This is a genomic window from Raoultella sp. T31 (genome assembly GCF_002806725.1).
In the GTDB taxonomy this organism is placed as follows: domain Bacteria; phylum Pseudomonadota; class Gammaproteobacteria; order Enterobacterales; family Enterobacteriaceae; genus Klebsiella; species Klebsiella electrica.
In genome coordinates, this window is sequence record NZ_PIBO01000001.1 from 103,061 (window position 1) to 115,874 (window position 12,814).

Consider the following 12,814-nt stretch of genomic DNA (forward strand, 5'->3'; position numbering starts at 1 on the left):
TGTAGATCTGGCGAGAGAGAAACTCTGATGAAAAACTGGAAAACAACTGCAGAAGCAATCCTCACCAACGGCCCGGTTGTCCCGGTGATCGTGGTGAAAAAGCTGGAACACGCTGTGCCGATGGCCAAAGCGCTGGTTGCCGGCGGCGTACGCGTACTGGAAGTCACGCTGCGTACCGCATGCGCGCTTGATGCGATCCGCGCGATTGCGAAAGAAGTGCCGGAGGCGATTGTCGGCGCAGGTACCGTCACAAACGTAGAGCAGCTGAAAGCGGTCACCGAGGCTGGCGCGCAGTTTGCTATCAGCCCGGGTCTGACCGAATCCCTGCTGAAAGCGGCGACTGAAGAAGGGACCATCCCGCTGATCCCGGGGATCAGCACCGTCTCCGAACTGATGCTGGGCATGCAGTATGGCCTGAAAGAGTTCAAATTCTTCCCGGCAGAAGCTAACGGCGGCGTAAAAGCGCTGCAGGCGATTGGCGGTCCGTTCGCGCATATCCGTTTCTGCCCGACTGGCGGGATCTCTCCGGCGAACTACCGCGACTATCTGGCGCTGAACAGCGTGCTGTGCATCGGCGGTTCCTGGCTGGTTCCGGCGGATGCGCTGGAAGCCGGCGATTACGCGCGTATTACCAAAATTGCTCGCGAAGCGGTTGAAGGCGCGAAGTAATTTTCACGCCCTGAACAATCGCGAAGTCCAGACCCGATCGCGTTGACGCGACCGGGTTTTTTTATCCCTGAACCAGCACGGCCGACGCGGCGGCTTTCGCGCGCGCCACCGCCTCATCGACGCTATCGGCGACGGCCAGCGTGACGCCCAGCCGACGAGAACCGTCAATCTCCGGTTTACCGAACAGACGCAGCTGGAGTCCCGCGCCTACCGCGCCCTGAAGATTGCTAAAGGTGACGTTCTGGCTGGTGAGCTGCGGCAGAATGACCGCGGAGGCCGCCGGGCCATACTGGCGAATCGCGCCAACCGGCAGGCCGAGGAAAGCACGAACGTGCAGGGCAAATTCCGAGAGGTCCTGGGAAATCAGCGTTACCATCCCGGTGTCGTGCGGGCGAGGGGAGACTTCACTGAAGATAACCTCATCGCCGCAGACGAACAGCTCCACGCCAAACAGACCGTAGCCGCCGAGCGCCAGTACGACTTTGCTGGCAATCTCCTGCGCGCGGGTCAGCGCCTGCTCGCTCATCTGCTGTGGCTGCCAGGATTCGCGGTAATCGCCATCCTCCTGGCGATGGCCGACCGGCGCGCAGAAATGGACGCCGTCGACCGCGCTGACGGTAAGCAGGGTTATTTCAAAATCGAAATTGACCACTCCCTCGACGATAACCCGACCGGCGCCAGCGCGACCGCCTTGTTGCGCGTAGCGCCAGGCCTCTGCCAACTGATCAGAGTGACGAATAAAGCTCTGGCCTTTACCCGAAGAGCTCATGACCGGCTTCACGATACAGGGCAGGCCAATCTCCGCGACGGCTTCGCGAAAGGTCGCTTCGCTGTCGGCAAAGCGGTATGCCGAGGTGGGAAGCTGCAGCTCTTCTGCGGCCAGACGGCGAATACCTTCGCGATTCATGGTCAGTTTCGCCGCACGAGCGGTGGGGACGACTTTCTGTCCGGCCTGCTCCAGCTCCACCAGCATATCCGTGGCGATGGCTTCAATTTCCGGCACGATAAAATCGGGCTTTTCTTGCGCAATCAGCGCGCGCAGCGTTTCACCGTGCAACATGTTGATGACGTGCGAACGGTGCGCCACCTGCATGGCCGGCGCGTCGGGATAGCGGTCGACCGCGATAGTCTCAATACCCAGCCGTTGGCACTCAATAGCGACTTCTTTACCCAGTTCGCCGGAACCTAACAACATCACTCGCGTCGCTGCCGGACGCAGCGCTGTGCCTAATAACGTCATGACTCTTTTCCACAGTAAAAAAACATGCGTCGCATTATAAACGAAAACGTTTGCGTCTGTCTTTACGGCTGTTGGTTGAGTCGCCGGTGAAAATTTGCTATACTGTATAAAAATACAGTATAAGAGGCTGCACAATGGCGGTTGAAATTAAATATGTGGTGATCCGCGAAGGTGAGGAAAAAATGTCGTTTACCAGCAAAAAAGAGGCCGATGCTTACGACAAAATGCTCGATCTTGCCGACGTCCTCAACGACTGGCTGGTAGCGTGCCCGCTGACGCTGGACGAAACCCAGCGCGATGAAATGGCAATGTGGCTGGCGGAACGCAAAGAGACATTGAACCACATCCTGAGATCGGGAAAGCTCCCGGAAGCGGAAGATGCTACGGGCGGGCAGGTTTCCCAGGATGAGAGCGCCGCGGCCGAAGCCTCAGAGGCCGCAGCGGAAGGGACGAGCGAACAACCCGCGGTACCCGCGCCCGCAAAATTGCGCAAGGCGAAGGCCGCCTGAGTGCGGCCGAATTTGCGCATCTTTAGTTGCTCATAACATTTCCTGACATCTCGTCGTTTAGGCTGATGACATCGCGTAATAAGCAACGAGGGAAATCATGGCTAACTGGCTTAATCAACTCCAGTCCCTGCTGGGTCAGCAGGGACCGTCTTCCTCATCAGGCGAGCGGCCGGATGGTAAAAGCTTCCTTCTGCCCGGGGCGCTGGGCGGGCTGGCGGGGCTGCTGGTGGCGAGTAAATCATCGCGCAAGCTGCTGGCCAAATATGGCTCCAGCGCACTGCTGGTTGGCGGCGGCGCGGTGGCGGGGAGCGTGCTGTGGAACAAGTATCAGCAGAAAATGCGGGAACATTCGCCGGCGCAATCTACCGCTTCCGCTGCACAGCCTGGCGGGTCGTCAACCTCGCCAGCCTCCGGGCTCGATGCGCGTAGTGAACGACTCATTCTGGCGCTGGTGTTCGCCGCTAAAAGCGACGGGCACATCGATGACAGCGAACGGGCAAACATCGAAGAGCAACTGCGCGCCGCCGATATTGCCGTGCAGGGGCGTGTATTGATCGATCATGCCCTGGCGCAGCCGCTTGACCCGCAGCGCCTGGCACAGGGCCTCAACAGCGAGCAAGAGGCGCTGGAAATCTATTACATCAGCTGCGCGGCGATTGATATCGACCATTTTATGGAGCGCAGCTATCTCAATGCCCTCGGTGAGGCTTTAGGGCTGCCGCCGCCAGTGCGTGCCGACATCGAACGGGATATCCAGGCGCAAAAACAGACGCTTTCTCCCTAAATCAGCAGGTTTTGCTTGCAACGCGGGCCACTTTTGCCACCCTTATAGACACGCCATCCTTCAAGCCGCTTCTTGAATGATTTTGTGTATGAAATACAGGATGCAGAAGACCAAAAGATGCCACCAAAAGCAAAACGAATCCCCCACGCCATGACCCTTCATGGCGATACCCGTATCGATAATTATTTCTGGCTGCGCGACGACGAACGTTCGCGGCCGGAAGTGCTGGATTATCTTCGCGAGGAAAATGAGTACGGACAGCAGGTCATGTCCACTCAGCGTAGCCTGCAGGAGCGGGTGCTAAAAGAGATTATTGACCGTATCCCGCCGCGCGAAGTCTCCGCGCCCTACAGCAAAAATGGCTACCGCTATCGTCAGGTGTATGAGCCGGGCTGTGAATACGCTATCTATCAGCGCCAGTCGGTGCTGAAAGAGGAGTGGGATGAATGGGAGGTGCTGCTCGATAGCAATCAGCGCGCGGCGCAGAGCGAATTCTATACTCTCGGCGGGCTGGGCATTTCGCCGGATAACACGCTGATGGCGCTGGCGGAGGATTATCTCTCCCGAAGGCAATATAGCCTGCGCTTGTGCAATCTGCAAAATGGCGAATGGTACCCTGAAGTGCTGGAAAACGTTTCGCCGGAATTTGCCTGGAGCAATGATTCGCAGACGCTGTGGTATGTCCGCAAGCACCCGACTACGCTGCTGCCTTATCAGGTCTGGCGGCACACCGTGGGCGCGTCGCCGCTTTCCGACGTGCTGGTCTACGAGGAGACGGATGAAACCTTCTACGTCAGCCTCCATACCACCACCTCCCGGCAATTCGCCGTGATCTATCTTGCCAGCGCGACCACCAGCGAAGTACGGCTGCTGAATACCGAAATGCCGGATGCGGAACCGGTGTGTTTCCTGCCGCGACGTAAAGATCACGAGTACAGTCTCGATCATTATCAGCATGCCTTTTATCTTCGCTCCAACCGCGAGGGGAAAAACTTCGGTCTCTATCGTACCCATGAACGCGACGAACAGCAGTGGGAGACGCTGATTGCCCCGCGCCAGGAGGTGATGCTCGAGGGATTCACCCTGTTTACCGACTGGTTGGTGGTCGAGGAGCGCCAGCGCGGGTTAACCAGCCTGCGTCAGATCAACCGCAAGACCCGGGAAGGGGTTGGGATCGCCTTTGATGACCCGGCCTACGTGACCTGGCTTGCCTATAATCCGGAGCCGGAAACTTCCCGCTTGCGCTACGGATACTCATCCATGACCACGCCGGATACGCTGTTTGAGCTGGATATGGATACCGGTGAGCGGCGGGTACTGAAACAGCAGGAAGTCAAAGGGTTTGAGGCCAGCCATTATCGCAGTGAACATCTGTGGATTAAGGCCCGGGATGGCGTGGAGGTTCCTGTTTCGCTGGTTTATCGGCGTGAACATTTCCGCAAGGGCGTCAGCCCGTTGCTGGTCTATGCCTACGGGTCGTATGGTGCCAGTGAAGATGCTGATTTCAGCGCCAGCCGCTTGAGCCTGCTCGATCGTGGTTTTGTGTTTGCGATTGCCCACGTTCGCGGCGGCGGTGAATTAGGGCAGCAGTGGTACGAAGACGGCAAGTTCCTGTGTAAGAAAAATACCTTTAACGATTATCTCGATGTCTGCGATGCGCTGCTGGCGCAGGGGTATGGCAATCCTCGCCTGTGCTACGGCATGGGCGGCAGCGCGGGCGGGATGTTAATGGGCGTCGCCATCAATGAGCGGCCGGAGCTGTTTCACGGGGTGGTCGCTCAGGTTCCATTTGTCGATGTTCTGACCACCATGCTCGACGAGTCTATTCCGCTGACGACCGGGGAATTTGAGGAGTGGGGAAATCCGCAGGACGAAGAGTACTATCGCTATATGAAGAGCTACAGTCCTTACGATGGCGTCACGGCGCAGGCCTATCCCCACCTGCTGGTTACCACCGGTCTGCACGATTCCCAGGTGCAATACTGGGAACCGGCAAAATGGGTGGCGAAGCTGCGCGAGCTGAAAACGGACGATAACCTGCTACTGCTGTGCACCGATATGGATTCAGGGCACGGCGGGAAGTCGGGGCGCTTTAAAAGCTATGAAGGGGTGGCGCTGGAGTTTGCCTTTTTGATTGGCCTGGCGCAGGGGACGTTACCCGGCCAGGCGGACGTTTAGCGTCGCTACTCCCCGAGATAGTGCTTGAGGGTCAAGCGCAGCTCGGGGCTCATCCGATCCAGGTTATTGAACAGCCAGCGTAAATAGCCTGGGTCGTTTTCTGCGATTTCGGCCACCGCCTTGCCGCGATATTTACCGAAGGTAAAGGTGGTTAACAGCGACGGGCGACCGGTAATGGTCGCCATCTCCTCAGGCTGCCAGCCGGAAACGTTGATAATATCGAGAAGCAGCGCGGCGGTGATATAGCAGTCGTACAGCGCGCGGTGTTGATGCAGCCCCGCAGGCGTTGCGACACTCAGCTTACGCGATTTATACAGCCCCATATTGCTGTATTTAATCCCGGGCCACAGGCGACGGGCCAGCTTCATGGTGCAGATCCACTCTCCGTGCATTTCCGGTAACACCCGGCGGTCGAAGCTGGCGTTGTGGGCGACATACCACCGACTGCCGATGTAATGCGGCAGCACCTCTTCAATCCACGGTTTATCGGCGACCATCTCTTCGGTGATCCGGTGAATCGCCATAGCCTGGGGGCTGATAGGCCGGTCGGGACGAACCAGATGGCTCATGGGGTTGGTTATCTGACCATCGACAATATCAACAGAGGCGATTTCAACAATGCCTCCCTGCAGTCCGCAGGTTTCCGTATCGATTACGCGTAGCATGGCTCACTCCGGCCCAAAGAAACCAGCGTAATGGAATGCGCAGCGCTTGCCAACCGGGACGTCCGTAGGGGACAGGAATTATTTCGCTTTGGGTTCATAGGGCAGGCGCGACAGCGAAACGGACGCCAGGCGATGGGCGATCAGACGTTCACGGAACCAGTCGCGCAGATGTGACGGCTGCTCCCGCTCCACTAAATCGGCGACCACGGGCATATTGTAACGCTCTTTAAAGGCGACACCGGCTGCGGCAAGGTCGACGTTCACTTTGTCCATCTCGTCCTGCGAAATTTTGGCCAGATTTTTTTCCATTTGGTTTCTCCTTCATGATGCCGAAAACCGATCGGGCGCGACGTCGGACCGGGACGCATCGCTCGACTACGCCATTATACAGGGTTATTCTCTGTGCTACATACATAACGAAAAGGAATGACGATTATGCGTACCATCGCCGGGCGCGCGCTGCGCGCCTCCGTTTTTGTCGCCGGTTTCCTGGTCAGCGCTGCGGCCTTTGCCCATGCGCATCTTCAACAGCAAACGCCGGCCGCGGATTCTACTGTCGCCGCTTCTCCCACATCGCTGACCCTGAGCTTTTCTGAAGGTATTGAAACCGCCTTTAGCGCAGTGACCCTGACCGGTCCGCAGCAGAACGCTATTGCGACCGGCAAGCTGGCGCGCAGCGACAGCAATAAAGCGCAACTGATTGTTCCGCTGACGCAGTCGCTGTCCGCGGGGGAGTATACCGTTGACTGGCACGTGGTCTCTGTTGATGGCCATAAAACCAAAGGGCAATACCACTTTACCGTGAAATAACCCATGCTCACGGGAATCTATATCGCTCTGCGCTTCGTCCACTTTCTCTCGCTGATGGTGGCGTTTGGCTGCGTGCTGTACGGCGCGTGGTGGGCGCCGCCGGCCTTGCGGCGATTGCTGATGCAGCGCTTCTTCCCGCTACTGCGGCATCTTTTGCTGCTCAGCGCACTCTCTGCGCTGCTGATGCTGATGGTGCAAGGCGGCCTGATGGGTAACGGTTGGCCGGACCTCTGGCAACCGGCTATCTGGCAAGCCGTCGCGGGCACCCGCTTTGGCAGCGTCTGGGTCTGGCAGATCCTGCTGGCGTGGGTTGCGCTGGCGATCGCGTGGCTCAAACCGCGTCGTCCGGCGCGTTTACTGCTGGTACTGCTGTGCGCGCAGATCTTGCTGATGGCGGGCGTGGGCCATGCGGTCATGAGCGAGGGCGTGCGCGGCGCGGTGCAGCGGACTAACCACGCTGTGCATCTGTTCTGCGTCGCCGGCTGGTTTGGCGGGCTGCTGCCGTTCATCTACTGCCTGCGCCTGGCGCACGGGCGCTGGCGGCAAGCCGCTATCGGCACCATGATGCGCTTTTCTCGCTACGGGCATCTGGCGGTCGCCGGCGCGATCGCCAGCGGCGTGGTGAGTGCATTGCTTATCCAGGGTGGATTATTCCGTGATTCGCCGTGGGGAGAGATGTTATTGATCAAATGTGCCCTGGTCGCAGGGATGGTAGCAATTGCGCTGGTGAACAGGTATGTTCTGGTGCCACGTATGTCGGTGAACGGAACGCGAGCGGAGTCGCTCATTTTGCGCACCACGCAGGTTGAAATGGCGCTTGGAGCATTGGCGCTGCTGGCCGTCAGCCTGTTTGCAACCTGGGAACCTTACTGAATTAACTGGCTAAATCATGAAAAAAACTCTTTTAACTCTGTTGTTACTGGCAAGCTCCGGCGTCGCGCTGGCGGCACCGCAGATTATCACCGTTAGCCGCTTCGAAGTGGGGAAGGATAATTGGGCGTTCAATCGCGAGGAGGTGATGTTGACCTGCCGCCCGGGGAATGCGCTGTATGCCATTAACCCCAGCACGCTGGTGCAGTATCCGTTGAATGACGTTGCTGAGCAGCAGGTGAAGGCGGGTAAAACCAGCGCGCAGCCGATCTCTGTGATCCAGGTCGACGATCCGCAACATCCGGGACAAAAAATGAGCCTGGCGCCATTTATTGAGCGCGCGCAGAAGCTTTGCTGATCCCCGCGCGTATCTTACTGTATTAGCATATAAAAAACCGCCAGCATTCCTCTCAGGAAGCGGCGGTTTTTTGTTGGCACTGACCATTTTGCCAGGAATTATTCGACCACTTTTGTTGCGGACTGGAAAACCTGACGCGGTAAACTATTCTTATAAGGCAAGGCGACTTAGCCTGCATTAATGCCAACTTTTAGCGCACGGCTCTCTCCCAAGAGCCATTTCCCTGGACCGAATACAGGAATCGTGTTCGGTCTCTTTTTATCTGAAACTTATCAAATCGCTACATAATAAGACCGCAAATCATCCCGCATTTCGCGTTACGGTCTTTTCCCCTTATACCACAACAAAAAACGCCTTCACATTCTCTTTACAGAAAATCTGAGCCGGATTACGGGTCAGCCTCAGGCGATGGCGCACCGCGCTTTTGGAGAGCAGGCCGCCATCTGAGCGGGATATTCGGGCGCCGAATATACGCCGGGATATGATTTTATGGCGAACTATTTGGCTGCTTATTGATAGCAAATAAAAGGGCGGGGTGAAGAAGGTGGCGTGATGAAAACAAGGCATTATTCAGGGGCGGTGAATGACGGATACAGCTGAGATTCAAGGTAGCTGACGAGGGCCCAAACTTCACCGCTGAAAATAAACCAAAGCGCAGCGAGCAAAATTATTATCACGATAACCAGAAGGGCAATTTCACTTTTACTCATAACTTCAATGACTACCCGAAAGGAAAACGATGAAGGTATGATAGTAACGAAACCACAGGATAAGATGCAAACGCCGTGATTTAAAAACGGCGTTTGTTTGATATGAACAGGTGTTAGTCCGTCAGAGTTGGGGAGTCAGCTGCGCGACCTGCGCGGTCAGTTCGTCCAGCAGCTGAAAACGGCGGCGGTATTCTGCCCGCTTTTTACTGGCTATCTCTTCCAGTGATTTTCTTTCCATCTGTAACGGTAAGCGCCAGCGCCAGGCGCCATCGGCTACGCCATCAATAGACTGCCAGAACTCATCATAGCTGGCGTGGAAATGGCGCCCCTTGCTGAGACGATAGCGCAGCGCGCGGAAAACGTGACCGTTATCGCTGACGCCATAAATGGCCTGAATGTGACTTCTTGCGGCCAGCGCCCAGATAAATTCGAGCAGCAGGCGTTTAGGAAACAGACCATAGCAGGCGCGGGTGGCGAGTTTGATGACTTCGTGCGGCACATCGCGTCGCGGCCCCTGCAGTCCGCCGATAACCAGCTGCCATTGCTCCTGCTGGCGCACGACGCTGAACGTGGCGCTGGCCAGCAGCGTCTGGTTGCCGTCGTGCAGCCACAATGTGGTTTCGCCTTCGCGCTCGGCTTTACCTGCGGAGGAGGCGGAGAGAGTGAAGCGGGCTTCATCTTTGCCCTGTAATTCCAGCAGGGTCGTCTCGTTGGCGGCGGTCATCGCGGCAGCCAGCTTCGTGCCTGACAGTGAGTCGATGAACTGATAGTGACTGATAATCGCCTGGGCGCGCTGGCTGGCGTTTAACCCACGTCTCAGATACTGGCGGTGAACTTTACCCGGCAGGGTAACCTGTGCGGCAAGTAACTGATTAAAGTCAGGACGCCCGGAAAGATTATCCAGCATCGCGCGCGTTGGCGTATAAAATAAGGCCGTACGCAATAAAAATTTAAGCCGGTAATTACGCTTTTGCCAAATCGGAGCGGGAATAAGTCTGCCCATCACCAGATCGGCAATAAGATGGGTGCGTGTCTGTTGTGCGAAGGCGGAGTGCAGGCTATTGTCCGTCACGATAAAATACCTCGTTGTTATTTAGCCTCTATTTTAAGGGCCCGGTGAGGTGAGATTAATATCCTGGCGGACTATATTTCTGTTTCGTTTATATTTGATTGAGGTGGGGATCTTCGGGAGAGCCGGGGAACGAATTAACTATAATTGCATCAGGAGGACAAAATATGTATCAACACATCGATGGTTCGGCCTGGCGCAATATCTGGCTGATTGGCGATCTGCACGGCTGCTTTGCCTTATTGATGAGCCAGTTGCGGCATATAAAATTCGACCCTTACCAGGATCTTCTCGTTTCCGTGGGCGATTTGATCGATCGCGGGCCGCAAAGCGCGAAATGTCTCGCGCTTCTCGACTGCCGCTGGTTCTGTGCGGTGCGCGGTAATCATGAACAGATGGCGCTGGATGCGCAGGAGAGCGGGGTGCAGACGCTATGGGCCATGAACGGAGGCCACTGGTATCAGGAGAGCACGCGCAGCGAACGGCGACACATTGACGAACATCTCAGGAGCTGTCGCCAGCTGCCGCTGATCGTGGAACTCAGCGCCGGATCGCAGCGTCATATTGTGGCCCACGCCGATTACCCGGCGGCGACCTATCGTTGGCAGCAGCCGGTCGACGAACAACAGGTGCTCTGGAGCCGACAACGGCTGATGGATCATCTGGCTGGTCGACATGGCGCGATAGGCGGAGCGGACCACTTCTGGTTTGGCCACACGCCGTTGAAGCAACGCTATGATAGCGATAATCAACATTATATTGATACGGGGGCGGTATTCGGCGGTACGCTGACTCTGGTACAGCTGCAATCAACGGTTTAAAAATCGCTGTATTCGCGGGCAGGCTGCCAGAAACTATCAATAAAATCCTCAACCGGAAAACAGCCGCCATGGCGTATCCGCTGATCGTCCATCGCGACAAGGCACCGTTGTTCATTATCGTAAACGTCGACGACAATATCTTCGCAACCACCGTCCAGATAACAAATAAACAAAACTAAGGCGAACATCGTGGCCCCATCTTTGGGTTTGTTATCAGTATAGGGTAGCCCATAAACGGCGGGAATAAATAACCCGTCTCAGGCGACGGGTTCTTTTTGAATCAGGCTACGCGCATGACCCAGGCATCGGATTGTTGATCGTAGTGCTTACGGTAGAGGACGGAATGTTGGCCATCAAGAATGGCAGGGACGCTGGTTTCCGCATCCCAGCCATCCAGCTGCATGCAGAGGTCCGGATCGGATTTGCAAGGAATACTTAACGTTCGCTCTCCCTGCTGTTCGCCGTGCAGCTCGGCATCATCTATCTCAAATGCGCCGATTCGAATGTTGGTTTTACGCATAAATTCACCCCGTTGTTGCGCTGATTTGTGGTACGACCAGTCGGGCCGACATTTTTCAGCGTAGACAACGGGGGACAAACCGCCAGTAAAAAAATGCGGTTTTTTTGCACTCTATCACGCCTTACCGGCAAAAAGTTTACCGTCGCGAACCAGCTCTCGCGGATAGCTGTTTTTCAAACGGGAGCCGACTTTTTTCGCCAGCCCCAGGGGCGCCCCCTGGAACGTGACGATGACTTCATCCTGCTGCGGCGGCGTTTGCGGGTAGATGTCGCGGCCGCGATACCACTCTTGCGCTTCATCCGGCGTCAGTTCAAAAGGGGCGTCCGGCGCGGCGAGCGCAATGACCGCTTCGTGCTGCCAGCGATAGCCTTTGTTATGGGTTTCCGCCAGGCGAATGCCAATCCGCGAAAAACGGACCTGGCCTATCAATGATTCCAGCGCTTTCGGGAACAGCCAAATCTCTTTATCACGCTGCCACAGCGTATGACCGTCATCCCAGCGCAGTCCGATGGCGGCGGCAGCGGCGGAAATCGCTGCTGCCTCACGGCTTTTAAGCGCTGAGAAAGGAAATTTTCCGACTTTGTAACCCGGTGCCGGTAGCGCTTCGATCGCCGCGGTTTTCTTGAGGCGGGCAACAAAAAAGCCTTCGCAGTCAAAAATCTGCGGAAAGACGTGGAGAAATCCCTCTGCGGTTAAGGCATCCGTCGCCTGCGGGAACAGCGCGCCGAGCCTTAGCACCTCGACCGCCTGCGGATAGCGTGCCAACAGCCACTGCACGACCTCTTCGTTCTCTTCCCGGTTGAGGGTACAGGTTGAGTACACCAGCGTGCCGCCGGGGCGCAGCGCGTGAAATGCGCTATCGATCAGCTCCCGCTGGGTTTCGGCGATCTGCTGATTACTCTCCGGCGACCAGTTTTTCAACGCATCGGGGTCTTTGCGCACCACCCCTTCGCCGGAGCAGGGCGCATCCAGCAGGATGGCATCAAAGCACTCCGGCAGCGCGGCGCCAAACACCCGGCCATCGAAGTGGGTCAAGGCAACGTTGCTGATGCCGCAGCGGCTGATATTGGCATGCAGCACTTTAACCCGGCTGGCGGAAAACTCATTGGCGAGGATCCCGCCTTCATTTCCCATGCGCGCGGCGATCTGCGTGGTTTTTGAGCCCGGCGCGGCGGCCACATCCATGACCCGCTGCGGCATGTCGCCATCGGCAAACAGCGCGGCAACCGGCAGCATCGAACTGGCTTCCTGAATATAAAACAGGCCGCTGAGATGTTCGGCGGTGCTGCCCAGCGGCAGGGCGTCCTCATCATCGCGTTCGATCCAAAAGCCCTCTTCGCACCACGGGATCGGCGTCAGCTGCCAGCCATAGGGCGCTACCCGCTGCACAAAGTCGGTGACGGAAATTTTCAGCGTATTCACGCGCAGGCTGCGGCGCAACGGGCGCTGACAAGCGGCGATAAACGCCTCGAACGAGAGATGCGTAGGCATCGCGTCACGCATTTGAGCAAGGAATTGGTCAGGAAAATAGACTGCGTTTTGAGCCACGGGTGCGCACCACAAGAAAAAAGGGTGCGCAGTTTATCATAAACGCTCCGGCGGGGGACACCG

At 56.9% G+C, this 12,814-nt stretch carries 16 protein-coding genes; 8 read left to right on the forward strand and 8 right to left on the reverse strand.

The features are described from left to right. The first annotated feature begins 27 nt into the window (after positions 1–27). Positions 28–669, forward strand: a complete 642-nt coding sequence (locus tag CWM52_RS00535) for a bifunctional 4-hydroxy-2-oxoglutarate aldolase/2-dehydro-3-deoxy-phosphogluconate aldolase (RefSeq protein WP_100682312.1) — start codon at positions 28–30, stop codon at positions 667–669. Positions 670–730: 61 nt separating this feature from the next. Here CWM52_RS00535 and purT read toward each other — a convergent pair whose 3' ends face one another. Beyond that, positions 731–1,909 (reverse strand): formate-dependent phosphoribosylglycinamide formyltransferase, encoded by a 1,179-nt coding sequence (gene purT, locus CWM52_RS00540; RefSeq protein WP_100682313.1) that lies wholly within the window; start codon positions 1,907–1,909, stop codon positions 731–733. A 134-nt stretch (positions 1,910–2,043) separates the two neighbouring features. Between purT and CWM52_RS00545 the strand changes: the two genes are divergently transcribed. From CWM52_RS00545 to ptrB, 3 genes are all read left to right on the forward strand, one after another. Then, positions 2,044–2,418 (forward strand): YebG family protein, encoded by a 375-nt coding sequence (locus CWM52_RS00545; RefSeq protein WP_100682314.1) that lies wholly within the window; start codon positions 2,044–2,046, stop codon positions 2,416–2,418. A gap of 97 nt (positions 2,419–2,515) precedes the next feature. Then, positions 2,516–3,202 carry a tellurite resistance TerB family protein gene (locus tag CWM52_RS00550; protein ID WP_100682315.1) on the forward strand — a complete coding sequence of 229 codons (687 nt, stop codon included), beginning with the start codon at positions 2,516–2,518 and terminating at the stop codon, positions 3,200–3,202. Positions 3,203–3,319: 117 nt separating this feature from the next. Then, on the forward strand, positions 3,320–5,380 hold the full coding sequence (gene ptrB, locus CWM52_RS00555) for an oligopeptidase B (RefSeq protein ID WP_100682316.1): 2,061 nt from the start codon (positions 3,320–3,322) through the stop codon (positions 5,378–5,380). Positions 5,381–5,385: 5 nt separating this feature from the next. Here the strand turns inward: ptrB and exoX are convergent, their stop codons facing one another. Both exoX and CWM52_RS00565 read right to left on the reverse strand, forming a co-directional pair. Continuing rightward, a complete protein-coding gene (gene exoX / locus CWM52_RS00560; RefSeq protein WP_100682317.1) occupies positions 5,386–6,045 on the reverse strand; it encodes an exodeoxyribonuclease X in 660 nt (219 codons plus the stop codon). A 78-nt stretch (positions 6,046–6,123) separates the two neighbouring features. Further along, positions 6,124–6,354 (reverse strand): DNA polymerase III subunit theta, encoded by a 231-nt coding sequence (locus CWM52_RS00565; RefSeq protein ID WP_004863978.1) that lies wholly within the window; start codon positions 6,352–6,354, stop codon positions 6,124–6,126. A 126-nt stretch (positions 6,355–6,480) separates the two neighbouring features. Between CWM52_RS00565 and yobA the strand changes: the two genes are divergently transcribed. The 3 genes from yobA to CWM52_RS00580 are packed head-to-tail and all read left to right on the forward strand — an operon-like array spanning position 6,481 to position 8,083. Beyond that, a complete protein-coding gene (gene yobA / locus CWM52_RS00570) occupies positions 6,481–6,855 on the forward strand; it encodes a CopC domain-containing protein YobA (protein ID WP_100682318.1) in 375 nt (124 codons plus the stop codon). 3 nt (positions 6,856–6,858) lie between these two features. Then, a complete protein-coding gene (gene copD / locus CWM52_RS00575; protein WP_100682319.1) occupies positions 6,859–7,728 on the forward strand; it encodes a copper homeostasis membrane protein CopD in 870 nt (289 codons plus the stop codon). A gap of 16 nt (positions 7,729–7,744) precedes the next feature. Further along, a complete protein-coding gene (locus CWM52_RS00580; protein ID WP_165785326.1) occupies positions 7,745–8,083 on the forward strand; it encodes a YebY family protein in 339 nt (112 codons plus the stop codon). Between the two features lie 566 nt (positions 8,084–8,649). Here CWM52_RS00580 and CWM52_RS26230 read toward each other — a convergent pair. After that, positions 8,650–8,793 carry an Ecr family regulatory small membrane protein gene (locus CWM52_RS26230; protein ID WP_141964342.1) on the reverse strand — a complete coding sequence of 48 codons (144 nt, stop codon included), beginning with the start codon at positions 8,791–8,793 and terminating at the stop codon, positions 8,650–8,652. Between the two features lie 121 nt (positions 8,794–8,914). Beyond that, entirely contained in the window at positions 8,915–9,886 is a 972-nt protein-coding gene (locus CWM52_RS00585) for a VirK/YbjX family protein (RefSeq protein WP_206057662.1), read from the reverse strand. Between the two features lie 143 nt (positions 9,887–10,029). Between CWM52_RS00585 and pphA the strand changes: the two genes are divergently transcribed. Further along, on the forward strand, positions 10,030–10,683 hold the full coding sequence (gene pphA / locus CWM52_RS00590) for a protein-serine/threonine phosphatase (RefSeq protein WP_100682322.1): 654 nt from the start codon (positions 10,030–10,032) through the stop codon (positions 10,681–10,683). On the opposite strand, the gene CWM52_RS00595 is transcribed toward pphA, so the two are convergent. The 3 genes from CWM52_RS00595 to rsmF all read right to left on the reverse strand — a co-directional run bounded on the left by CWM52_RS00595 (position 10,680) and on the right by rsmF (position 12,751). Beyond that, on the reverse strand, positions 10,680–10,871 hold the full coding sequence (locus CWM52_RS00595; RefSeq protein ID WP_100682323.1) for a YebW family protein: 192 nt from the start codon (positions 10,869–10,871) through the stop codon (positions 10,680–10,682). The genes pphA and CWM52_RS00595 overlap by 4 nt on opposite strands. A gap of 92 nt (positions 10,872–10,963) precedes the next feature. Continuing rightward, positions 10,964–11,203, reverse strand: coding sequence for a YebV family protein (locus CWM52_RS00600; protein WP_100682324.1), 240 nt, complete (start codon positions 11,201–11,203; stop codon positions 10,964–10,966). A gap of 114 nt (positions 11,204–11,317) precedes the next feature. Further along, on the reverse strand, positions 11,318–12,751 hold the full coding sequence (rsmF, locus tag CWM52_RS00605) for a 16S rRNA (cytosine(1407)-C(5))-methyltransferase RsmF (RefSeq protein WP_100682325.1): 1,434 nt from the start codon (positions 12,749–12,751) through the stop codon (positions 11,318–11,320). Between the last annotated feature and the right edge of the window lie 63 nt (positions 12,752–12,814).